This window comes from Micromonospora sp. NPDC023737 (assembly GCF_040639715.1).
Lineage (GTDB): Bacteria > Actinomycetota > Actinomycetes > Mycobacteriales > Micromonosporaceae > Micromonospora.
The window spans coordinates 50,166-73,229 of the sequence record NZ_JBFAAL010000023.1; the positions used below are offsets into that span (position 1 = coordinate 50,166).

At 72.5% G+C, this 23,064-nt stretch carries 20 protein-coding genes; 4 read left to right on the top strand and 16 right to left on the bottom strand.

Annotation, left to right across the window (positions count from 1 at the left end; all coding sequences use genetic code 11):
• Window positions 1-72 precede the first annotated feature (72 nt).
• The 6 genes from ricT to tmk all read right to left on the bottom strand — a co-directional run bounded on the left by ricT (window position 73) and on the right by tmk (window position 6,314).
• Window positions 73-912 (bottom strand): regulatory iron-sulfur-containing complex subunit RicT, encoded by an 840-nt coding sequence (gene ricT / locus AB0F98_RS29435; RefSeq protein ID WP_357742047.1) that lies wholly within the window; start codon window positions 910-912, stop codon window positions 73-75.
• 286 nt (window positions 913-1,198) lie between these two features.
• A complete protein-coding gene (locus AB0F98_RS29440) occupies window positions 1,199-1,885 on the bottom strand; it encodes a hypothetical protein (protein ID WP_357742050.1) in 687 nt (228 codons plus the stop codon).
• A complete protein-coding gene (locus AB0F98_RS29445) occupies window positions 1,885-2,190 on the bottom strand; it encodes a hypothetical protein (RefSeq protein ID WP_357742053.1) in 306 nt (101 codons plus the stop codon). Before AB0F98_RS29445 ends, AB0F98_RS29440 begins: the two co-directional genes overlap by 1 nt.
• A gap of 1 nt (window position 2,191) precedes the next feature.
• On the bottom strand, window positions 2,192-2,521 hold the full coding sequence (locus AB0F98_RS29450; protein ID WP_355150629.1) for a YbaB/EbfC family nucleoid-associated protein: 330 nt from the start codon (window positions 2,519-2,521) through the stop codon (window positions 2,192-2,194).
• A 236-nt stretch (window positions 2,522-2,757) separates the two neighbouring features.
• On the bottom strand, window positions 2,758-4,002 hold the full coding sequence (locus AB0F98_RS29455; protein ID WP_357742057.1) for a DNA polymerase III subunit delta': 1,245 nt from the start codon (window positions 4,000-4,002) through the stop codon (window positions 2,758-2,760).
• Complete coding sequence (gene tmk, locus AB0F98_RS29460) at window positions 4,002-6,314, bottom strand: dTMP kinase (protein WP_357742060.1); 2,313 nt, start codon at window positions 6,312-6,314, stop codon at window positions 4,002-4,004. Before tmk ends, AB0F98_RS29455 begins: the two co-directional genes overlap by 1 nt.
• Before the next feature lie 147 nt (window positions 6,315-6,461).
• Here tmk and AB0F98_RS29465 point away from each other — a divergent pair, with 147 nt between their 5' ends.
• Complete coding sequence (locus AB0F98_RS29465) at window positions 6,462-7,670, top strand: amino acid deaminase/aldolase (RefSeq protein ID WP_357742063.1); 1,209 nt, start codon at window positions 6,462-6,464, stop codon at window positions 7,668-7,670.
• A gap of 150 nt (window positions 7,671-7,820) precedes the next feature.
• Here the strand turns inward: AB0F98_RS29465 and AB0F98_RS29470 are convergent, their stop codons facing one another.
• A complete protein-coding gene (locus AB0F98_RS29470; RefSeq protein ID WP_357742097.1) occupies window positions 7,821-8,444 on the bottom strand; it encodes a TetR family transcriptional regulator in 624 nt (207 codons plus the stop codon).
• 225 nt (window positions 8,445-8,669) lie between these two features.
• On the opposite strand from AB0F98_RS29470, the gene AB0F98_RS29475 reads away from it, so the two are divergent.
• The gene (locus tag AB0F98_RS29475; protein WP_357742066.1) at window positions 8,670-9,983 is read left to right on the top strand and encodes a D-arabinono-1,4-lactone oxidase; all 1,314 of its coding nucleotides are present in this window, start codon (window positions 8,670-8,672) and stop codon (window positions 9,981-9,983) included.
• A gap of 141 nt (window positions 9,984-10,124) precedes the next feature.
• Here AB0F98_RS29475 and topA read toward each other — a convergent pair whose 3' ends face one another.
• The 6 genes from topA to AB0F98_RS29505 all read right to left on the bottom strand — a co-directional run bounded on the left by topA (window position 10,125) and on the right by AB0F98_RS29505 (window position 18,296).
• Complete coding sequence (topA, locus tag AB0F98_RS29480) at window positions 10,125-12,953, bottom strand: type I DNA topoisomerase (protein ID WP_357742069.1); 2,829 nt, start codon at window positions 12,951-12,953, stop codon at window positions 10,125-10,127.
• 434 nt (window positions 12,954-13,387) lie between these two features.
• Window positions 13,388-13,975 carry a hypothetical protein gene (locus AB0F98_RS29485; RefSeq protein WP_357742100.1) on the bottom strand — a complete coding sequence of 196 codons (588 nt, stop codon included), beginning with the start codon at window positions 13,973-13,975 and terminating at the stop codon, window positions 13,388-13,390.
• Window positions 13,976-14,190: 215 nt separating this feature from the next.
• Complete coding sequence (locus AB0F98_RS29490; RefSeq protein WP_357742072.1) at window positions 14,191-14,733, bottom strand: hypothetical protein; 543 nt, start codon at window positions 14,731-14,733, stop codon at window positions 14,191-14,193.
• 101 nt (window positions 14,734-14,834) lie between these two features.
• Window positions 14,835-17,195, bottom strand: a complete 2,361-nt coding sequence (locus tag AB0F98_RS29495) for a sodium-translocating pyrophosphatase (protein WP_357742074.1) — start codon at window positions 17,193-17,195, stop codon at window positions 14,835-14,837.
• A 310-nt stretch (window positions 17,196-17,505) separates the two neighbouring features.
• Window positions 17,506-17,943: an ATP-binding protein gene (locus AB0F98_RS29500; protein WP_355150611.1), complete on the bottom strand. Its 438-nt coding sequence runs from the start codon at window positions 17,941-17,943 to the stop codon at window positions 17,506-17,508.
• Entirely contained in the window at window positions 17,940-18,296 is a 357-nt protein-coding gene (locus AB0F98_RS29505; protein ID WP_357742077.1) for an STAS domain-containing protein, read from the bottom strand. Before AB0F98_RS29505 ends, AB0F98_RS29500 begins: the two co-directional genes overlap by 4 nt.
• A gap of 140 nt (window positions 18,297-18,436) precedes the next feature.
• Between AB0F98_RS29505 and AB0F98_RS29510 the strand changes: the two genes are divergently transcribed.
• Window positions 18,437-20,839: a DEAD/DEAH box helicase gene (locus AB0F98_RS29510; RefSeq protein ID WP_357742080.1), complete on the top strand. Its 2,403-nt coding sequence runs from the start codon at window positions 18,437-18,439 to the stop codon at window positions 20,837-20,839.
• 224 nt (window positions 20,840-21,063) lie between these two features.
• Window positions 21,064-21,642, top strand: a complete 579-nt coding sequence (locus AB0F98_RS29515) for a hypothetical protein (RefSeq protein WP_357742083.1) — start codon at window positions 21,064-21,066, stop codon at window positions 21,640-21,642.
• 166 nt (window positions 21,643-21,808) lie between these two features.
• Here the strand turns inward: AB0F98_RS29515 and AB0F98_RS29520 are convergent, their stop codons facing one another.
• The 3 genes from AB0F98_RS29520 to AB0F98_RS29530 form a co-directional block, all read right to left on the bottom strand.
• Window positions 21,809-22,399, bottom strand: a complete 591-nt coding sequence (locus tag AB0F98_RS29520) for a hypothetical protein (protein WP_357742086.1) — start codon at window positions 22,397-22,399, stop codon at window positions 21,809-21,811.
• A gap of 85 nt (window positions 22,400-22,484) precedes the next feature.
• Window positions 22,485-22,886: an Rv3654c family TadE-like protein gene (locus AB0F98_RS29525; protein ID WP_357742089.1), complete on the bottom strand. Its 402-nt coding sequence runs from the start codon at window positions 22,884-22,886 to the stop codon at window positions 22,485-22,487.
• On the bottom strand, window positions 22,822-22,992 hold the full coding sequence (locus tag AB0F98_RS29530; RefSeq protein ID WP_357742103.1) for a hypothetical protein: 171 nt from the start codon (window positions 22,990-22,992) through the stop codon (window positions 22,822-22,824). The genes AB0F98_RS29525 and AB0F98_RS29530 overlap by 65 nt, the downstream gene beginning before the upstream one ends.
• Window positions 22,993-23,064 lie beyond the last annotated feature (72 nt).

Consider the following 23,064-nt stretch of genomic DNA (forward strand, 5'->3'; position numbering starts at 1 on the left):
TAACTTCATGATCAACCGGGGGGACCCGGAGGGGAGGCCGGGACGGGGGGACCCGGAGGGGAGGGGGAGGGGTTAGGCGTTGTAGTGCTGGTCGTGGGCTTGGCGGGGGGCGCAGACGGACGCGCGGGAGCAGGAGCAGCGGGAGCCGTCGGCGTCCAGACGGACCGTCACCGAATCCCGCGGAACGCTGTGGCCCACCACCCGGCCGTCGCCCTCAGGCGTGGTGACCCTGGCACCGACGGGCGGTGCCGACTCCTGGAACCGCTGGTAGAGCGGGTGCTCGTACTTCAGGCAGCACATCAGTCGGCCGCAGGCTCCGGAGATGCGCAGCGGGTTGAGGGGAAGATCCTGGTCCTTCGCCATCCGGATGGTGACCGGCTCGAAGTCGGTGAGGAAGGTCGCGCAGCAGAGGTCCCGCCCGCAGGAGCCGATTCCACCCTGGACCCGAGCCGAATCCCGGGCGGAGAGCTGGCGCAGCTCGACCCGGCAGTGCAGGGTCGCCCCGAGATCGCGAACCAGCGAGCGGAAGTCCACCCGGTGCGGGGCGGTGAAGTAGACGGTGGTCCGCTCCCCGCCGGCCTCGGCGGAGCCGAGCACATGGTCGATGGCCACCACCTTCATCGGCAGCCCGTGTGCCCGGATGAGCCGCTTGGCAGCCACCTTCGCCTCGGCCTTGCGGCGGCGAAGCGCCTCGTCACGGCGTAGGTCGTCCTCGCCGGCCAAACCGGCCAGTTTGGGGAAACCGTCCGTGTCCTCGCTGACCCACTGCGCGGCCCAGACGCACTCCGCCACCTCGGGCCCGTCGTCCGTGGGCACCAGCACCTTGTCGCCGACCTGGGGGCGAAGCTCACCCGGGTCGAGGTAGTAGAGGCGCCCGTACCGGTTGAAGCTGACCGCGCAGAGCATGCCCATGCCCCCACCCTACGACGAACCGGCGGCCCGTGTCGGGGCCGCCGTCGCCGGCCGACTACGCCGTGCAGTCATCCACAAGGGTCGAATCGACTGATTCGGCGGCCACCCGTCGTGCCGTTGATCCTCGCCCGGACGGCTGAATCCGGGCCGCGACACGCGACAAACGACCGGCGGGCGCGTTGAGTGGAGACCAGACCTGCGGGGGGTGCAGGGGGAAGTCCACGGCGTCGCCGCCGGCACCGGCCTCGGCCGGGTGCCCGAGCGCGACGCCGTGGGCTGTCCGGGGTCACCAGCCCACGCGGGTGACCCCGTCGTAGCGGGGACGGCCGACCACCGACGGACGCCACGTCGACTCGGCGAGGCTCGGCCCCCACTGCCGCAGCAGCGTCTCCGCCCCGTCGTAGGCGACGCAGAGCACCGCGAGCACCCTGGCGGCGATCTCCGCCGCCGCCATGACGCGCGGACCGGCCGGCCCTGGTCGGGACGCAGCCCCGGTCAGTACGGAGGTCGCGGCGACCACCGCCACGGCCTCGGCCGAGCGGAGTACGTCGGCCAGCGCCCGGGCCAGTGCGAGTCGGCTGCCCTCGACCCAGTCGGCGAGCGCGTCGGCGTAGCCGGCCGTGGACTCCAGCCGCCCGACGAGGCTCTCCGGCCCCTCGTCCAGGTGACGCAGGAGCGCCGCCCGCGCCTGCCCGTACGCCTCGGCGGCCGGCCCGGACCAGAGCACCGGATCGGTCAGCGTGGTGGAGACGTCGTCGTACCCGTGCACCTGCCGGCGCACCCCGTGGCCGGCGTCCGCAAGCGGGGCGGGGCGCAGATCCAGGAAGTGGCGTACCGCCTCGCCGGGGAGCACCTGCATGCGGCGCAGCAGCGGCCAGACCCGGTGTTCTTCCGGAGCACCGGCGGCGAGCAGGGTGTCCACCCGGCGCAGCAGGTCGAGCCCGGGCTCGGCGAGCCGGTCCAGGGCGTCCATCACGCCTCCCCGACCAGCCGCCGTCGTACCTTCTGGTCGACTTCGACGTAGTGCTCGGCCGCCTCGCGCACCGCCGAGGCGGCGGCGTTGAGCCGGCCGGCAGCCACCCGGGCCTCCCGGGACCGGCTGTCGGTGGCCGCCGTCCACTGCCGGTGCAGGGCCCGGCCGATCTCTCCCGGCCGACCCGGCGCGTCGGCGCCGAAGGCGGCCTGCGGCGGGTCGCTCGCGGTGACGGTGTGGGACAGCGTGGTGAGTGCGGCAGCCGCCTCGTCGAGGCGGTCGGCCAGAGCGCGCAGGGCGTCCATCTCAGGCCCCCGCGAGCGGTCGGTAGGCGGCGAAGGTCTCGTTGTGCAGCTTCTCCCGGGCCCACTCGGCGGCATCGGCCGCGGCGGTGACGGCGGCCTGCACCGAGCCGGCCACGTCGCGGGGATTGCGGGCGTGCAGCGGGCCGAGGAAGCGGACGTCGGTGATCCGGCCGCCGGCGGTCACCACCACCTCGACCAGCCCGTCGGGCGAGCGCACGGTGACCTCCACGGTCGACACCGCCTGGTCGAACTCGGCCTGGAGTGACTCGATGCGGCGGTAGCGTCGTACCGCCTCCTCGATCCAGGCCTCGTCGATCTCCCCCCGTGGCATCGGCGGACTCCTCCCCCGGCTCATCCTCACTGAGCGTGGCGCCCCCGTCACCACGACATTCCCCGGGACCGTACCGTATGGAAATCGCGCCTGTCGATGCCTGTGGACGACCGGTCCGGCACGCGGGACCGGCGCCGCGCGGGGCGTGCCGGCACCCGCCGCAAGTGGCAGCCGGTCGCGGCGAACCGGAACTCGCCGGGCCGTACGGGCCGGAGACCGCGGCCGGTCCTGCCCGGTCAGCCCTTCCAGAGGGCGAGCATCATCGCCTCGACCGCGATCCGGGGCTTCACGTTCGCCTCGATGGCCGCGCGGCAGGCGAGCACCGCCTCCAGGCGGCGCAACGCCCCCTCGGCGTCCCACTTCTGCGCTCCGGCGGCGGCCATCTCGGCGGTATCGGTGTGCACCGGTGCGACCGGAGCGCGCAGCGCCATGGTGAGCGCGTCGCGGTAGAAGCCGGCGAGGTCGACCAGCGCCCGGTCCAGCGCGTCCCGCTGGGCCCTGGTGGCCCGCGACTTCTGGCGCTTCTCCAGTTCCTTGAGCTGCCCGGCGGCACCGCGGATGGCGCCGGCCGCGCCGCGACCGGTGCCGCCCGCGCCGAGCGCCGTCTCCAGGGCCGCCCGTTCGGCGGCGTCGGACTCCGCCACGGACGCCTCGGCCTCCGCCTCGGCGGCCTCGATCAACGCGGACGCCGCGTCGAACGCCGCACCCACCCCGGTGAGCCGGCGCGGGACCGCGAGCACGGCGTCGCGCCGCTTGCGGGCCTCCGGGTCGCGGGCCAGCCGCCGGGCCCGGCCCACGTGCCCCTGGGCGGCCGCTGCCGCCCACTGCGCCACGTCGGGGGCGACGCCGTCGCGCCGGGCCAGCACCTCGGCCACCGCGGCGGGCGGCGGCTGCCGCAGTGGTACGACCCGGCACCGCGACCGGATGGTCACCGAGATGTCGTCCGGGTGGGTGGACGGGGCGCAGAGCAGGAAGACCGTACGTGGGGGCGGCTCCTCGATCGCCTTGAGCAGCGCGTTGCCGGCCGCCTCGGTGAGCCGGTCGGCGTCCTCGATGATCACCACCTGCCAGCGCCCGCCGGACGGGGTGCTGGCAGCCCGCAACACCAGCGCCCGCATCTCACCGACGCCGATGGAGAGCCCCTCCGGCACCACCAGCCGGACGTCCGCGTGGGTGCCGGTCATCGTGGTGTGGCAGCCGGGGCACTCGCCGCAGCCCGTGCCGTACACGCACTGCAGGGCGGCCGCGAAGGCGCGCGCCGCCACCGAGCGCCCGGAGCCCGGCGGCCCGGTGAAGATCCAGGCGTGGGTCATCCCGGCACCCGGGTCGGCGGCGGGCGTACCGGCGTCGGCGTTCCCGCCCGGCGCGGACGTCCGGTCGCCGGCGGCGTGCCGCAGCACGGCGGCCGCCGCCGCGGCGGCCCGGCGCAGGGTGGCCACCGCCTCGTCCTGGCCGACCAGGTCGGCGAAGACGTCAGGCATCAGGTCCGTTGCTCCATCGTCACCATCTCCGCGTCGGATAACTCCGGTTGCACCGAGGTGTCCGGCCCCTGCGCCCGGCGGGGGTGCACGATCCCGGCCGGGTCGCCGAGCAGATCGTCGACCCGCTGGGCCACCAGCCGCGCGATCTCCTTGACCTGCCAACCGGCGTCGAGCACCAGGTAGCGCTTCGGGTCGGCGGCCGCGAGGTCGAGGAACGCGTACCGGACCCGCTCGTGGAAGGCCACGGACTCGGCCTCCAGCCGGTCGGCGGACTCGCTGCGGGCCGCGACCCGGGAGAGCCCGGTGCGCGGGTCGACGTCGAGCAGCACCACCAGGTCCGGCTTGAGCCCGCCGGTGGCCCAGGAGGAGAGCCAGGAGACCTCGTCGACCGGAAGCGTACGGCCCGCTCCCTGGTACGCCAGGGAGGAGTCGACGTACCTGTCGCTGATCACCACGCCGCCCCGGGCCAGCGCCGGGCGGACCACCGTGGCCACGTGGTGGGCGCGGTCGGCGGCGTAGAGCAGCGCCTCGGCGCGCGGCGACGGGGCCTCACCCTCGGTGGGGTCGAGCAGCAGCGACCGGATGCGCTCACCCACCGGCGTGGCGCCCGGCTCGCGGGTGACCACCACGTCCCGGCCCTGCGCGCGCATCCGGTCCGCGAGGATCGCGAGCTGGGTGGACTTCCCGGCGCCCTCGCCGCCTTCGAAGACCACGAAGAGCCCGGTGGAGACGAACGGCTCGGCGGGCATGAGCGGACGGCCCCGCACCGAACCCCAGAGGTCGGCCAGGACGGGTACGCCCTTCTTGTCGTCCATCTGCCCGAACGCGCTGATGCCGGCGAAGATGCCGGCCGCGCCGGCGGCGAGCAGCAGCAGCCGGGTGGAGGAGACCGAGATGCCCAGGTCGGCGATCTCCAGCTGGCGGGATCCGCCGACACCGGCGAGCAGGCTGCTCAGCGCGATCGCCAGGATGAGCACCAGCCGGGTGCCGATCTGCACGACCGCGAAGACCCGCCCGCGTACCTCGTCGGCGATCTCCCCGCCGAGCAGCGTGGTGCCGGCCAGGAAGGCCATCCCGGCGCCGGCGCCGACCAGGATCGCGCCGACGATCGCCATCGACAGGTGGATGGCGAAGGCGAGCGTCATGACCGCCGCGCTGGCCAGCACGATGCTCATGCCGAACCAGCGACGCCGGGACATCTCCTTGACGATCATCGGGCCGAGGCCGATGCCGAGCGCCAGGCCGACGAAGATGGCGCCGAAGAGCAGGAAGAAGGCGGCGTCGCCCGCGCCGAGCGAGTTCGCGAAGAACCGGGCGGTGCCGATCACGATGCCGCCGCCGGCGAACGCACCGAAGATGCCGAGCACCAGGCCCCGGACCAGCCGGGTCTGGGAGATGAACCGCCAGCCCTCGACGAACTGCCGGGTCATGCTCTGCTCGGCGTGCTCGTGCTTGCCGCCCCGGCTCTGGCTGATCTCCTTGATCCCGAACGCCACCACCACGGCGGTGGCGAGCCGGGAGAAGGAGTTGAACCAGAGTGCCAGCTGGGCCGGCTCCGCCCAGCCGGGGACCTCTCCGCCGGTCGCCGCTCGCACGCTGCGGTCCAGCCCCGCGATGGCCAGCGCGGCGAGCACCGGCGTCAGGCCGTACGTCGTGATGAGGGTGAGCTGGTTGGCCGTCTCCAGCCGGGCGCGCGGGATCAGGTTGGGTACCGCGGCCTCCTTGGCCGGGATCCACATCAGGGTGATCGACTCGATCAGGAACGTGGCGATCGCCGCCCAGGTGACCACCAGGGCGCCGCTGGCGCCGGTGAGGGCGTACAGCGGGATCGAGGCGAAGAGCACGAAGCGCAGCAGGTCGCAGATGACCATGGTCCAGCGCCTGTCGAACCGGTCGGCGAAGACGCCGGCGAGCGGCCCGAGCACGAGCGCCGGCAGCAGCCGTACGGCGATCACGCCACCGAACGCGGCGCCCTGCGCCGTGCTGCCGTGCACCTGCGCGGCGGCGAAGACGGAGGTGGCCAGGAGGCCGAGCCAGTCGCCGAAGGAGGCGACGCCGAGCACGATCCAGAGCCGGCGGAACGGCCGGATACGCAGCACCGAGCGGATCGCGCTGTAGCCGGACCGGTCGGTCTGTGGCGGGGTGGTCGGTTTGCCCGCGGCACCGCCGATCTGCCCCTCAGCGCTGCCGAGCGGGGCGGTGGGACTCTCGGCCGGGCCCTGCGGGCCGTCGGACGGCGACACGCCGGGCGACTCGCCGTTGTTCTGGCTTTCGATGGCCGTACCTCCACGTGCCGGCCCATCCCTGGGCATCCCCGGTGGAACACTCTAGACCCGGTGGGCTGCTACCCCACCCTGACATTCTCCTGCTCGCCGAGCCTAGGCCGCCGGGACCATGACCCGCAGCCGGGCGGACGCGAGGCTATTTCGTATTGACCGCCGGACAGTTAGCGTGCACACGTGGCCATCGAAAGTGACGAACTTCGCGAGCGCCTGGAGCGGGCGACCGGGCACCTCGATCCGCCGTACGCCGTGGTCGACCTGACCGCCTTCGACGCCAACGCGGTCGAGCTGGTCGGCCTCGCCGCCGGGAAGCCGGTCCGGCTCGCCAGCAAGTCGGTACGCAGCCGCGAGCTGATCGCCCGCGCACTGCGGCGGCCAGGCTGGCGGGGCGTGATGGCGTTCACCCTGCCCGAGGCGATCTGGCTGGTCCGGGCCGGTGTCTGCGACGACGTGCTGGTGGCTTACCCGACCGTCGACCGGGCCGCCCTGGCCGCGCTGACCGGCGACACCGAGCTCGCCGCGGCGATCACGTTGATGATCGACAGCCCCGACCAGCTCGACCTGGTCGACGGCGTCCGCGCCGCCGACCGCCGACCCGAACTGCGGGTCTGCCTCGAACTGGACGCCTCCTGGCGACCGCTCGGTGGACGCGTGCACATCGGTGTGCGGCGCTCCCCGGTGCACGGCGCCGCGGCGGCCGGCGCTCTCGCCGCCACCGTCGCCGGACGAGCCGGGTTCCGGCTGGTCGGTCTCATGGCGTACGAGGCCCAGATCGCCGGCCTCGGCGACGCGCCGCCCGGGCAGGCGGTACTCGGCCAGGCGATCCGGCTGGCCCAGCGTGGCTCGTACCGGGAACTGCTCGCCCGCCGGAGCGCGGCGGTGGCGGCCGTACGCGAGCACGCCGAGTTGGAGTTCGTCAACGGCGGTGGCACCGGCAGCGTGGCCGCGACCAGCGCCGATCCCGCGGTCACCGAGGTCACCGCGGGATCGGGTCTGTACGGCCCGACGCTCTTCGACGCGTACCGCGCGTGGCGCCCCACCCCATCGGCCTACTTCGCCTGCTCGGTGGTGCGCCGGCCGGCCCCCGGCCTGGCCACCGTGCTCGGCGGCGGCTGGATCGCCTCTGGCCAGGCCGCGGCCAGCCGGCTGCCCCGGCCGGTCCTGCCGGCCGGGCTGAAACTGCTCGGTCCCGAGGGCGCGGGCGAGGTGCAGACGCCGTTGGCCGGCGGCGCAGCCGACACGCTCCGCGTCGGCGACCGGGTGTGGTTCCGGCACGCGAAGGCCGGCGAGCTGTGTGAGCACGTCAACGAGCTGCACCTGATCGAGGGTGAGTCGATCGTCGCGACGGTGCCCACCTACCGCGGCGAGGGGCACGCCTTCCTCTGACGCGGGTTCGCCGCGTCGGTGGCCCGCACGGCGTACCGGGTGATCCGCGCACCACGCGTCGCCCCGTCCATCGCGGCCCGGGTATCGCCGTGCGCTGCGGGCATCGAGGCCGCAGCTGACCACGGAGCCCGCCGGGCGGAGCCGGCGAGGTTACTCGAGTCGACCGGCCGGCACGTCGGTTCTCGACCGATCGGGCCGACCGGTCGGCTCAGTTGCTCCGGGCGCGCCGTCGACCTGGCGGTGCAGGTACTCCCGGATCAGCGCCTTGGCCTCGGCCAGCACCCGGTCGTCGCCCTCCTGGCTGCGCCGGAACGCGAGCTTGATGAGCGCGTCGGCCGTCTCCACGGCGACTTCCAGGTGGAAGCGGAGTTCGGGGACGTCCGTGAGCCCGAAGCGCTCAGTGAGCACCCGGGCCAACTGGTCCGCGATCACTCCGTTGTTGTCCCGCTGCTCATCGAGCAGGTGCAGGTCGACCACGTCGCCGAAGTGCAGGGTACGGAATCCGGGAACGGTGCGATGCATCGAGATGTACTCGTCGATGCTCGCGTCGACGCCGTCCCACCAGTGGGTCAGGTCGTCCGAGGCGAACCGCTCGTCGAGCCGCTGGAGGTAGGACTCCATCGTGCGCAGGGTCAGCGCCTGCACGATCGCCCGCTTGTCCGGAAAGAACTGGTAGACCGAGCCGATCGCCACCTCGGCGCGCTCGGCGAGCAAGGTCGTGGTCAGTCCCTCGTACCCCACCTCGTCGACGAGTTCGGCGCAGGCGTCCAGCATCCGCTGGACCCGCGCGACACTTCGACCCTGCACCGGTACGCGGCGCAGCGGCCCGGTCGTGGCGGCTGGTGTGGACACTCGGCGCCACCCCCCTTCGACGGATGAACATATCTGCACGTCACGAGCCCGTGACTACCGGTACAACGAGCGGACCTCAGTTGCGGTATTTACCAGCGACAACGTTCCTGATATGAAGTCACTTCATATTCATATCGAGGAGCGCGCATGGCCGGGACCGCACCCTCCACCGTCCCCTGGTCCAACTGGGCCGGCAACCAGAACGGTGCCGCCATCATCCTGCGCCCCGGCTCCGTCGCCGACATCGTCGATGCCGTTCTCGCCACCCGGGACGCCCGCGGGCGGATCCGGGTCGCGGGCAGCGGGCACTCGTTCACCCCGATCGCCCTCGCCGACGACCGGCGGATGGACCTGAGCGCGCTGGACACCGGTGTGCGGGTGGACGCGGCGCAGCGGCTCGTCACCGTACCGGCGGGGATGACCCTGCACGCGCTCAACGACCTGCTCGCCCGGCACGGACTCGCGCTGCCCAACCTGGGCGACATCGACGCGCAGACCGTCGCCGGGGCGATCTCCACGGGCACGCACGGCACCGGCGCCGGGCACGGCTGCCTCGCCACCTTCGTCGAGGCGATCACCCTGGTCACCGGTGCCGGCGAGGTGCTGCGCTGCTCGGCCGAGGAGAACCCGGACGTCTTCGCCGCCGCCCGGGTCTCGCTCGGCGCGCTCGGTGTACTGGTCGAGGTGACGCTGCGCTGCGTCGACGCGTTCGTGCTGCACGCGCACGAGCGGCCGGCGCCCCTGGACGACGTACTGGCCGAGTTGCCCGCCCTGATCGAGGCGCACGACCACGTCGAGTTCTACTGGTTCCCGTACACGGCGAGGGTGCAGGTCAAGGCGAACGACCGGGTGCCCGCCGACGACCGACCGCTGTCCCGGCTGCGCGGCTGGCTGGACGACGAGTTCCTGTCCAACACCGTCTTCGCGGGCGCGTGCCGGGTCGGCCGAGCCGTGCCGGCCCTAGCCCCGACCATCAGCGCAATCTCCGCGCGAGCCCTCACCGAACGCCGGTACACCGGGCGTTCCGACGCGGTCTTCTGCACCTCGCGCCGGGTCCGCTTCGTGGAGATGGAGTACGGGCTACCCCGCGCCGCGCTCGGCGAGGCGCTCGCCGCGCTGCGGCGCATCGTCGACGGGCTGCCGTTCAAGGTGCTCTTCCCGGTCGAGGTGCGCTTCACCGCCGCCGACGACATCTGGCTGTCGCACGGGTACGGCCGCGACTCCGCCTACCTGGCCATCCACCAGTACGTCGGCATGCCGTACGAGCCGTACTTCACCGCCTTCGAGCGAATCGCCACGGAGCTGGGCGGCCGACCGCACTGGGGCAAGCTGCATTCGCGTGACGCGGAGTCGCTGGCGCCCGCGTACCCCCGGTGGACCGACTTCCGCACCGTCCGCGACCGCCTGGACCCCGACCGCGTCTTCACCAACCCCCACCTGACACGCCTCCTGGGCGCCTGACCCCCGCACCTCCTGGCGATCTCCGGCGGTTGCCGCCCCTCCGGAGGCCACAGGTTCCCAAGCTCCACGCCGAGCCGGTCCGGCCCGGCGCCTCGGACCGGTCGTAGGAGACCGAGTGCCCGACGGAGTGGGTGCCCGGCGTCAGTCGGTCGGGGTGGTGGCCTTACGAGGAGCGGCCTTCTTGGCCGGGGTGGCCTTGGCCGTCGTGGTCTTCTTCGCCGCGGTCGACTTCGTCGCCGCCGCGGTCTTCTTCGCCGCAGTCGTCGACTTGGCCGCGGCCTTCTTCGCCGGGGCCTTCTTGGCGGCCGCCTTCTTGCGTGGCGCCGGCCCCTTCGCCCGCTTCTCGGCGAGCATCTCGGAGGCCTCCTCGATCGTGAGCGCCTCGGGAGTCTGGCCGCGCCGCAGCGACGCGTTGGTCTCCCCGTCGGTCACGTACGGGCCGAACCGGCCGTCCTTGATGACCAGCGGCTTATCGGTCGCCGGGTCCGCACCCAACTCCCGCAGCGGGGGCGCGGCGGCCCGTCGCTGCCGGGTCTTCGGAGCGGCCAGCAGGGCCAGCGCCTCGTCGAGCGTGACGGTGAACATCTTGTCTTCCGAGTCCAGCGAGCGGAACTCGTCACCGCGCTTGACGTACGGGCCGTAGCGGCCGTTGTTGGCGAAGACCTCGTTGCCCTCCGGGTCGGCACCGATCAGCCGGGGCAGGCTCAGCAACTGCAACGCCTGCTCGAACGTGAGCGAGTCGGGCGACTGCGAACGCAGCAGCGACGACTTGCGCTCACCGCTCGCCACGTACGGGCCGAACCGGCCGGCCTTGAGCAGGATGGGCTCGCCGGTGGCCGGGTCGTCGCCGAGCTTGCGCTCGCCGCCGCCACCGAGGAAGAGCTCGTGCACCTTCTCCGGGGTCAGCTCGTCCGGCGCCAGGCCCTCGGGGATCGGTGCCCGGTCCCCGTGCGCTGCGCCCTCCTCGCCCTCCGCCGGTGGGACGGCCTCCTCGCCCGGAACCCGCCGCTCGAGGTACGGGCCGTACCGGCCGACCCGGACGACCACCTCCCGGCCCTCGTCGTCGGCGAAGAGCGGGATGGAGTTGACGCTGCGGGCGTCGATCTCGCTGAGGTTCTCGGTGACCAGCTTTTTCAGCCCACCCGCGTGGGCGATCGCCTGGTCTCCGGTGCCGTTCGTGCTGCCGAAGTAGAACGAGGTGAGGAAGTCGACGGCGGCGTGGTCTCCGCCGGCGATCTCGTCCAGCTCGTTCTCCATGCTGGCCGTGAAGTCGTAGTCGATGAGGCGCGGGTAGTGCCGCTCCATCAGCCCGATGACCGCGAACGCCAGGAAGGACGGGATCATCGCCTGGCCGCGCTTGGAGACGTAGCCGCGGTCCTGGATGGTCTGCATGATCGACGCGTACGTCGACGGGCGGCCGATGCCCAGCTCCTCCAGCGCCTTCACCAGCGACGCCTCGGTGTAGCGGGCCGGCGGCTGGGTGTGGTGCCCCTGCGCGGCCAGTTCCTCGGCGGTCAGCGGCTGGTCCTTGACCAGGGTGGGCAGGCGCCGCTCGGCGTCCTCGGCCTCGGCGTTCTCGTCGTCGCTCGACTCGACGTACGCCCGCAGGAAGCCCGGGTCGGTGATCGTCTTGCCGGTCGCGCCGAAGTCGGCCTCCTCGCCGGTGCTGGAGAGCGCACGGATCCGCACCGACACGCTGGAGCCGATCGCGTCGGTCATCTGCGAGGCGATGGTGCGCCGCCAGATCAGCTCGTAGAGCTTGAACTCGTCGGCCGACAGTTCCTTGGCCACCTCGCCCGGGGTACGGAAGTTGTCCCCTGCCGGGCGGATCGCCTCGTGCGCCTCCTGGGCGTTCTTCACCTTGCCGGTGTAGCGACGCGGCTCCGGGGGCACGCTGCGCTCGCCGTACAGCTCGACGATCTGCCGCCGGGCCGCCGAGATGGCGGTCTCCGACAGGTTCACCGAGTCGGTACGCATGTAGGTGATGTAGCCGTTCTCGTAGAGCCGCTGCGCGACACGCATCGTCTGCTGGGACGAGAACCGCAGCTTGCGGGCCCCCTCCTGCTGAAGGGTGGAGGTGATGAACGGCGCGTACGGGCGACGGCGGTAGGGCTTCTCCTCGACCCGGGTGACGGTGAACGGGCGGTCCGCCAGCCGGGCCGCCAGGCCCCGGGCACCGCTCTCGTCCAGGTGCACCACGCCCGCACCGGGCTTCACCCGACCGGTGGTCGGCTCGAAGTCCTTACCGGCGGCGACCCGGTCACCGTTCAGGGCGATCAGAGTGGCGTGGAACGTACGCGGACCCTCGCCGGCGTTCGCCACGGCCAGCGTGGCCAGGATGTCCCAGTACTCGGCGGTGCGGAACGCCATCCGCTGCCGCTCCCGCTCGACCACGATGCGGGTCGCCACCGACTGCACCCGGCCCGCCGAGAGCTTCGGCATGACCTTCTTCCACAGCACCGGGGAGACCTCGTAGCCGTAGAGGCGGTCGAGGATGCGCCGGGCCTCCTGCGCGTCGACCAGGTCCCGGTCGATCTCGCGGGGGTTCGCCACCGCCGCCTGGATGGCCGGCTTGGTGATCTCGTGGAAGACCATCCGCTTGACCGGCACCTTGGGCTTGAGCGTCTCCACCAGGTGCCAGGCGATCGCCTCGCCCTCGCGGTCCTCATCCGTGGCCAGGAGGATCTCGTCGACCTCCTTGGCCAGCTTGGTCAGCTTGCTGATCTGCTGCTTGCGGTCGGCCGAGACGACGTAGAGGGCGTGGAAGCCGTTGTCGACGTCCACCCCGAGCCGTGCCCACGGCTCGCCCTTGTACTTGGCCGGTACGTCGGCGGCGTTGCGCGGAAGGTCCCGGACATGGCCGAAGCTCGCCTCCACGACGTACCCCGGGCCGAGGTAGCCCGAGATCGTCTTGGCCTTCGCCGGTGACTCGACGATGACCAGACGGGTGGTTCCCGCGTTGCTCGGCACGTCTCTCCCTGACCTATCTCCTGCTCGTGACCGCTCGGTACCCGTTTCAGGCCGTGTTCGACCCACCGGACCCCGGCGGTCCGGATGTCCAACGTAACGCGCCGTCCGCGTTTCGGGTTTCGCGGGCGGCAAACCACTCCGGCGTGGGGCCGGATGTGCCGGACGGCGCCACCGTACACCGTGGGTAGGGCCTCGAGCGGGTCACTGTGATGATGGCGGACCCTCGACCGAAGTCCCAACTGCCCGTTTTCCGCCAGTATTCCCCCACCCCCTGTCCGCCACCAGACACCCCCACTCCCCGACCGCACCCCGCGCGCTACGCGCGCCCCCCAACCACCGTGAGGGCCACTTTCACGGAAAGAGTGGCCTCCGCGCGCCGGATGGCCACTCTTTCCGTGAAAGCGTGCCCACGAGGGGGCGGGGGTGAGGGCGGGTTAGGGCCAGGTGGGGGGTGGGGCGGTGGGTGGGCGTTCGCCTACCAGTTCGGCGAGGCGGCGCAACCGCGTACGACCGGTGATCAAATAGGCCGGCCCGCCCGCTGCCGGATCGAGCAGTTCACCGGCGAGGCCGACCGCGGCGAGCGCCCGGCCGACGGGATCCCAACACTCCTCGTCCGCCGGGCCCAGGCGGAGCCGGCACCCGGGCGGGTCGACCTCTCCCGCGGCGGCCAGCCAGAGCCGCAGCCGCCGTCCGTTCAGATGGAACCCGGCCGGGGGGCGCTTCGCCGCCCCGCGCAGCCACGCCACTGCGAGAGGCTTCAGCGTCCGGGTGTACGAGGTGCGTACCGCGTGCCGCTCGTCCTCGGTCGGCTCCCAACTCGCCGCGATTCCCCGCTGAGCCAGCTCGGCGACCAGGACGTGCACCCGCCATGGCGCGTCCACCACTATCGAGAGCCGGGCGGTGCCGCCCATCCGCACGACCTCCCCGGGGCCGGCGAGCAGGCCGGCGAGGTCGGCCACGGTCGGCTCGACCGTCTCCGCGCCGAAGAAGACCAGTTGCCGCCCCGCCTCGTCGGCGTCCACCGGCTGGGAGCGCCCCGGCACGCGGACGGTGTTCGGCCCGCCCCCGGAGTCCGCACCGGCCGCGCCGGCCCCCGGATCACCCGTACCGTCGCCGGAATCGGCGGAGGCCTCCGACGGACGCGGCACACGGCGACGGCTCGGGCGCGGCGGCACCGGTTCGGGCACCGGGAAGAGCGTCGGGGGCTGCTGCGTCCCCGACGGTTCGCCGAGCCCGTTCAGCGACACTCCGGCACCTCGTCGAAGGCCTGTCTCAACTCCTCTGAGTTGAGGCGGCTCGTGTCCAGCGTGCTTGCGTCGTACTCCTTGTTGAGCGTCTCCACCGCGGCCCGCACGCCGTCGTAGAACACGGTGGGCTCGCCGGTGCTCAGCCCTTCGATGGTGTCCCCCGCGCGGCCGTACGCGTCCCGCATCTGCCCCAGCGCGCTCTGGAAGCCGGCGGAGACCTCCTCGCCGTGCTCGGCCTCCGGCACACCGGCCTCCTCGACCTGGCGCCGGGCCGTCTCGCTGGCGTTCTCCGCGCCGTCGAAGAGGCGGACCAGGTTCTCCTTGGCCTGCGCCGGAGTGGTCTGCGCCGTCATCTGCTGGTCGGTGCTGCTGGTCAACCGGCTGATCTCCGACCGCCACGGGGCGAGCGCGGAGCAGACCGAGGACGCCCAGGCCCGGGGACTGGGGCCGCCGCCGCACCCGGCGACCACCAGGGCGAGCGTGGCCAGGACCACCGTGAGCTTTCCGGCGGCAGTCGCCCGGCACGTACGCATGCGTTGCAGCGTACGACCTCCGTCGAACGCGGGCACCGCTCAGGTTTGCGTGACCCCGGCCGGCGTTGGACGCCGACCGGGGTCACCCGGTGCGGTACGGGTCAGGCCGGAACCGTCTCCGGCCGCTGCTCGGCGCTACCCGACCCGGTGCCGTCACCGGCGTCCGAATCGGACATCGCCACACCCTTGCGCTTGCTGATCACCACGGCCACGACGACGACCAGCGACGCCACCAACGCGATGGCGATCCGCAGGCCGGTGTTCTTGTCGTCACCGATGCTCCAGGCCACCACGGCCGGCGCGATCAGCAGCGAGACCAGGTTCATCACCTTGATCAGCGGGTTGATCGCCGGGCCGGCGGTGTCCTTGAACGGGTCGCCCACGGTGTCGCCGATGACGGTGGCCGAGTGCGACTCGGAGCCCTTGCCGCCGTACGCGCCGTCCTCGACCAGCTTCTTCGCGTTGTCCCAGGCGCCACCGGAGTTCGCCAGGAAGACGGCCATCAGCGTGCCGGCCCCGATCGCGCCCGCGAGGTACGCGGCGAGCGCGCCCGGGCCGAGGCCGAAACCGACAGCGATCGGCGCCATGATGGCCAGCAGGCCCGGAGTCATCAGCTCGCGCTGCGCGTCCCGGGTGCAGATGTCGACCACCTTGCCGTACTCGGGCCGCTGGGTGCGATCCATGATCCCGGGCAGCTCGCGGAACTGCCGGCGTACCTCCATCACCACGGCGCCGGCGGAGCGGGAGACCGCGTTGATGGCCAGCCCCGAGAAGAGGAAGACCACCGCGGCGCCGATGATCAGGCCGACCAGGTTCCGCGGGTTCGCCACGTTCAGCGAGTTGAGGATCTCAGCGCCGACGTCGCCCACCCCGGCGTCCGCGTACGCGAGGCGCAGGGTGTCGGTGTAGGAGCCGAAGAGCGCGGTCGCCGCGAGCACCGCGGTGGCGATGGCGATGCCCTTGGTGATGGCCTTGGTGGTGTTGCCCACCGCGTCCAGTTCGGTCAGCGTCCGCGCGCCGTGCTCGTCGATGTCGCCGGACATCTCCGCCACGCCCTGGGCGTTGTCGGAGATCGGGCCGAAGGTGTCCATCGCCACGATCACCCCGACCGTGGTGAGCAGACCGGTGCCGGCCAGGGCGACCGCGAAGAGGGAGAGCGTGATGGAGCTGCCGCCGAGCAGGAACGCGCCGAACACACCGGCGCCGATCAGCAGCGCCGAGTAGACCGCCGACTCCAGGCCGATGCTGATGCCGGCGAGGATGACGGTGGCCGGGCCGGTCTGCGAGCTCTTGCCGATGTCCTGCACCGGGCGCCGGTTGGTCTCGGTGAAGTAGCCGGTCAGCGCCTGGATCGCGGCGGCCAGCACGATGCCGATCACCACGGCGCCGATGGCCACCACCCGCGGGTTCTCGCTGACGTCGGTCAGGCCGCCCTCCAGCTCGGCGAAGGTCGCCGGCAGGTACGCGTACGTGGCGACGGCCACCAGGATCGCGGAGATGATCGCGGAGGCGTAGAAGGCCCGGTTGATGGCGGTCAGGCCGGAACGGTCCGAGGCCCGCAGCCGGGTGATGAAGACGCCGATGATCGCGATGACCGCGCCGATGCCGGAGACGATCAGCGGGAAGACCAGACCCTGCTCGCCGAACGCGGCCCGGCCGAGGATCAGCGCGGCGACCAGGGTCACCGCGTACGACTCGAACAGGTCGGCGGCCATGCCGGCGCAGTCACCGACGTTGTCGCCCACGTTGTCGGCGATGGTCGCGGCGTTACGCGGGTCGTCCTCCGGGATGCCCTGTTCGACCTTGCCGACCAGGTCGGCGCCGACGTCGGCGGCCTTGGTGAAGATGCCGCCGCCGACCCGCATGAACATGGCCAGCAGCGCGGCGCCGAAGCCGAAGCCCTCCAGCACGGTCGGGGCGTCGCCGCGGAACATCAGCACGACCAGCGCCGCACCGAAGAGGCCGAGGCCGACGGTGAGGAAGCCGACCACGCCGCCGGTCCGGAAGGCGATCTTCATGGCTGCTTCGCGGCCGCCCTGCCGTTCCCGGGCGGCGGCGGCGACCCGCAGGTTGGCGCGGGTGGCCAGCCACATACCGGCGCCGCCGATGAACGCGCTGAAGAGCGCGCCCACCACGAAGAACGCGGAGCGGCCGATCTTCACCGCGGTCTCGCTGCCGTCGGTGTCGTGCACCGGCAGCAGGAACAGCAGTACGACGGCGACGACGACGAAGATCGCCAGGGTCCGGAACTGCCGGAGCAGGTACGCCGAGGCGCCCTCCTGGACCGCGCCGGAGATCTCCTGCATGTTGGTGGTGCCCTTGCCGGCCGCCAGAACCGCCCTGGTCAGGGCGGCGGCGAAGACGAGCGCCACCAGCGCGATCACCGCGGCGATGACCACGTACGTGACATTGGCTCCGGTAAGGGAAAGCCCGCCGCCCTCGGCGGCCAAGGTCTCGGACATCTGTGTCCTCCTGTACCGAACACGCACCGGTCGGTGGAGACGCACCACCCGGCGCCTAATGCGGACTCGCAAGCGCGCGCCGACCCCACCCAACGGACCAGCGATGAACACCCGTTCCCGCTGGGTGCGGGATGGATCACTTGCTGACAACCCGGGTACTGTAGCCCTCCGCAGTGTCCGAGGTCACACGCAGGGTCCACCCCATGTCGATGATCTTCGTCGCTGTGTTATGAGAGAGAATCTGATATAGGAGCCGGTCCATGCCACAGAGGCCGCGCCCGAAGGGCACGGCCTCTGTGGACGGAAAAGATCAGCGGCCGACCGGCCAGACCATGCGCACCTCGGTGCCGACGCCCTCGTCGACCGGGCGCACCTGCAGGTCCTCCACGAAACCGGCGAGCAGGGCGAAACCCACGCCGGTGGTGAGCGCCTCGTCGGTGAGCGACTCGTTGGCCAACTCGTCGGGTGGCAGCGCGGCAAGACCGATACCCGCCTCGATCGGCGCCCGGTCGACCACCCGGACGGCGTACTGCCCGGAGTCGGACATCTCCACCAGCACCGGATCGTGCAGTCCGTACTGGCGGTGCAGAGCGACGGCACGGGTGCACGCCTCACCGATGGCGAGACGTACCTCGTCGAGCAGGTCCTCGCGGACACCCGCCCGGCGGGCGACCGCGACGCCGACCAGGCGAGCGGTGCGCACGTGCACCGGCGCCGGCGAGAAGGAGAGCCGAACCGTCGCCATCACGCGCCGGCACCCGTCGAGCCGGCGGCGATCGCCGCGTCGACCGTCGGGTGCAGCGGGAATACCTGGTCCAGCGCGGTGATGCGGAAGATCTTGAGCAACGGCTCCTTGTCGCAGACCAGCGCGAAGCTGCCACCCGCCGCGCGCAGCCGCTTCAGCGCACCGACCAGCACCCCCAGGCCGGTGGAGTCGAGGAAATCCACCCGTCCGAGATCCACCACCACGTGCCGGGCACCGCCGTCGATCAGTTCCAGGAGCCGTTCGCGCAGCCGGGGGGCGGTGTAGACGTCCACCTCACCGCCGACCTCGAGCACTGTGTGCTCCCCCACGGCCCGGGTCGCCAGCGACAGCTCCATCTGTCCTCCTCGCAAGAGCCGTAAACTCTCCTGGGCATCTAACCACTACCGCCGGAACACGCAGTGGTCACCGGCGAAGCCTCCCCCATACCCTGGGCCCAGGCTTTTCATCTCCGAACACCAGTGCGAGAGTTTTCCCCGTGACTTACGACAGCTTCACCTCGGCGCGGCTGACGTCGCGCCAGGACCTGGAGCCGTCGACCGCCGCCAGGGTATCCGCACCTCCTCCCTGGCACGCACCGGCCGACCTGCTGGCCCGGCTGCGCGCCCGCGCCGACGTCGACCCGGTCACCCACGTCGAGCGGGTACCGGCTCGGACGGGCGTACCTGCTCCGTGGCCGCAGTGGGTCCCGGAGGAACTGCGGGCGGCGTTCGCCGGGCGCGGGGTGACCGCGCCCTGGCGGCATCAGGCCGAGGCGGCCGCCCTGGCGTACGACGGCCAGCATGTGGTCGTCGCCACCGGCACCGCGTCCGGAAAGTCCCTGGCGTACCAGATGCCGGCCCTCGCCACCCTGCTCGCCGACCCCCGGGCCACCGTGCTCTACCTGGCACCGACCAAGGCGCTCGCCGCCGACCAGCTACGCGCCGTCGCCGAACTGGAACTCGACGGGGTACGCCCCGCCTGCTACGACGGGGACACCCCGCGCGCCGAGCGGGAGTGGATCCGGCGGCACTCCCGGTTCGTGCTGACCAACCCGGACATGCTGCACCACGGCATCCTCCCCGGCCACGCCCAGTGGTCAGGATTCCTGCGCCGGCTGACGTACGTGGTGATCGACGAGTGCCACACCTACCGGGGCGTGTTCGGCTCACACGTCGCACACGTGCTGCGCCGGCTGCGGCGGCAATGCGCCCGGTTCGGCAGTACGCCCGTCTTCGTACTCGCCTCCGCGACCTCGGGTGACCCGGCGACCGCGGCGGAGCGGCTCACCGGCCTGCCCGTGGCCGCCGTCACCGAGGACACATCGCCCCGCGGCGGGGTGACCTTCGCGCTCTGGGAACCGCCGCTGCTGCCCTCGGCCGACACGTCTTCCGACGCGGCGGACCTCGCACCCGTACGCCGGTCCGCGCTGCGGGAGACCGCGGACCTGCTCGCCGACACGGTCGCCGCGGGCGTACGCACCCTCGCCTTCGTCCGCTCCCGCCGGGGCGCCGAGGTGGTGGCCGCGAACACCCGGCGGGCACTGGACGAGGCGGTACCGGGGCTGGGCGATCGGGTGGCCGCCTACCGCGGCGGCTACCTGCGAGAGGAGCGGCGGGAACTCGAACGGGCGTTGCTGCACGGCGACCTGCTCGGGCTGGCGTCCACCAACGCGCTGGAGCTCGGCGTCGACCTGGTCGGCCTCGACGCGGTGCTGATCTGCGGCTACCCGGGCACCCGGGCCTCGCTCTGGCAGCAGGCCGGGCGGGCCGGGCGCTCCGGGCAGGAGGCGCTGGCCGTGCTGGTGGCCCGGGACGACCCGCTCGACACCTACCTCGTGCACCACCCGGAGGCGGTCTTCGGGCGGCCGGTCGAGGCGACCGTGCTCGACCCGGCCAACCCGTACGTCCTCGCGCCGCAACTCGCGTGCGCCGCGGCCGAGGCCCCACTCACTCCGGCCGACCTGGTGTTGTTCGGCGACGGGGCGAAGGAGGCAGTCGACCAGCTCGTAGCGGCCGGCGCGCTGCGGCAACGCCCGACCGGCTGGTACTGGCGGCACCGGGAGCGGCCCGAGGTGGACCTGCGCGGCGAGGGCGGGGCGCCGGTGGTCGTGGTGGAGGCGGCCACGGGGCGGCTGCTCGGCACGGTGGACGGTGGTTCGTCACACTTCCTGCTCCATCCTGGCGCGGTCTACCTGCACCAGGGCGTCTCGTACGTGGTGGACGAGCTGGACCTGGCCGACGGGTGCGCGCTCGTCCACGCCGAGGAACCCGACTGGTCGACCCATGCCCGCGACGTCACCGACGTCTCCGTCGTGTCGGTGCGCTCGTACGTGGACGCCGGGCCGGTCGGGATGTTCCTCGGCGAGGTGGACGTGACCAGCCAGGTGGTGTCGTACCAGCGGCGGCGGATCGCCACCGGGGAAGTGATCGACACTCGGCCGTTGGACCTGCCGGCCCGCGAGCTGCGTACGGTCGCGGTCTGGTTCACGCTCTCGCCGGAGTCGCTGGCGGCGGCCGGCGTCGAGCCGTCGGAAGTGCCGGGTGGACTGCACGCCGCCGAACACGCGGCGATCGGTCTGCTGCCGCTCATCGCCACCTGCGACCGCTGGGACATCGGTGGGCTCTCCACCGCTCTGCACCCGGACACCGAGGCGCCCACCGTGTTCGTGTACGACGGGCACCCGGGCGGGGCCGGCTTCGCCGAGCGCGCGTACGGCACGGCCGCGACCTGGCTGCGCGCGACCCGCGACGCGATCGCCGAGTGCGCCTGCGAGACCGGGTGCCCGTCCTGCGTGCAGTCGCCCAAGTGCGGCAACGGCAACAACCCGCTCTCGAAGGCGGACGCCGTCCGGGTGCTGGATGTGGTGCTGGCCAACCTGCCGTCCGGACCGCGTTCCTGACAACCGTTCCCACCCGGACATGGCGACGCGGTCCCACCGGTCGTGGCGGCGCGGCGGCCACGCGCCCCGCTCCCCCAGCCCTCCCACCGGTCGTGGCGACGCGGTCCCGCCGGTCGTGGCGGCGTGGTCCCGGCACTCGCCCTCACCGGTCGTGCGTCGAGCCGGGCCGATGCGGGCGTGCTGTGGTGTGCGACACTCCGGCGACCCTTATCGAGGAGAACACAATGCAGCCCGACATGTTGCAGGCACAGCAGCGTTTCCACATCCGCCAGCGGGTGCGGCTGATGGTCAACCAGTACGAGGTCCTCGCGGTGGCGCCGGACGGTTCGGAGGGGCAGCTGCTGGCCTTCGCCCAGCAGAAGCGCCTCGCCTTCAAGGAGCAGGTCACCCTCTACACGGACGACTCGAAGCAGCAGCCCGTCCTCGGCTTCAAGGCCCGCCAGGCCCTCGATCTCGGTGCCACGTACGACGTCACCGACGCGGTCGGTAACCCGGTGGGCCTGTTCCGCAAGAACTTCGCGCAGTCCCTGCTGCGCTCCACGTGGCACGTGGAGCAGGCCGGGCTGCCCGAGGTCACCGGGCAGGAGCGGAGCCTGCCGGTGGCGTTGCTGCGGCGCTTCGTCGACTCGCTCTCCTGGCTGCCGTACCACTTCGACTTCACCGCCGGCGGTCAGCCCGTCTTCTCCGTGGTGAAGAAGTGGGGCCTGCGCGACCGGTACGTGGTCGAGATCCAGCACCCGCAGATCGACCGCCGACTGGTCATCGCGATGGCCATCGCCCTGGACGCTCTTCAGGCCCGCTGACGCCGGTACCGCCCCGGTGCCGTTGCTCGTGCACGGCGCTCCGGGGCGCCCGCCGTCCGGTCGCTCAGACCAGCCTGGCTCCCGCTACCCGGACGGGGCCGGCGCACTCGGCGACCACCGGGCCGATGAAGTCGGCGAACTCGGTCCGCCCGCGTCGACGCGGCGGTCACCGGGAGGTGCGGTCTCGCCATCGGCTGGGCTGAGTGCGGACCCGGTCGGCCTCGGCGGCGTTCTTGACGTGCCCCAACCAGATCACGCTCGGGTCGGCGGGCACCGAACCGTCAGTGACCATCCGTGCGACGGCGGGCAACCCAGTGGGTTCGGCGGATGAGCTCAGTCGCGCGGCGACCGCCCCGCCCCGGCCGGAGCCTGTGGGATGGACCTGGATGGCGGTGACGTGTGACCAGGGCAGAAGTGGGCCCCGTCCGGCGAGCAGGGTGACGCCGTGTGGGCAGAGATCGGCGGCGTACCGCCCGGATTTCCGGGGACGATCAGGCTGGGGCTGTTCCCCTTGCCCAGGTGGCCGCCTGGTTCGGTTGGCGGCCAGCCACAGGGCACCAGTCAGCATCACGAGAATCCAGGCCGCGACGCCGATTCGTACATAGAACGCCAAGGCGCTCTCGCTCGAGAGGTTCCATCGGACTCCCGCCCAGAGGACCACCGCGATGCCGACTGTGGTCAGCAGCAGCGCCAGCCATCGGCCCGCACCGAGCGCGCGGCGGTCCCGCAGGCCGATCGACGCATCGCATTCGTGCATGTCACACCTCCCCCGTCCATCGACAATCGTAGTCGGCGTGATCGCGCTGGGATACGCCTCGGGCTGCCATGGATCACATCGGGCGTCAGCTTCGCAGTGGGCCGGCACGCGCGGTGGCCGTGGCGACACGGGTCAGGCCGGGCAGCGGGGCGACACTGACCTCGGCGGTGACCACCACGTCGAGACCGTCGAGCCGGCAGCCCAGCAGTCGTCCACCGTTGCGCCCCGCGATCTCGGCCGCCACCGAACAGGCCGCCCCCGCATCGACGGGCGCTCGCCCGGCCCCGGCCAGCGCACCGAGGTCCGCCGCCACCGCTGCCTGCTGGCGTGCCGTCCGGGCGGCGCCGACCGCCGCGCCGAACATCCCGACCAGCACGAAGACCAGCCCGACGGCGAGCAGACAAACGCTCGCGCCTCCCCGGTCACGATCCGACGCCGTGACCGTTGGTGGGTGTCGGCCCGGGCCAGCCGGCTCCGCCCTCGTCACGATCGGTCGCCGCGTCCGGCCCGCCGGCTCCGCTCTCGTCGCGGTCGGCCGCCGCGTCCGGCTCGGCCACCGCCACCACCTGCCTAGGGCGTGTCCTGTCGATCATGGCAGCCAGATGACAGTGGCGATGAGGACCAGGCTGGCCCGGTATAGGGATGCCCGTTTGGCGTAGCGGGTG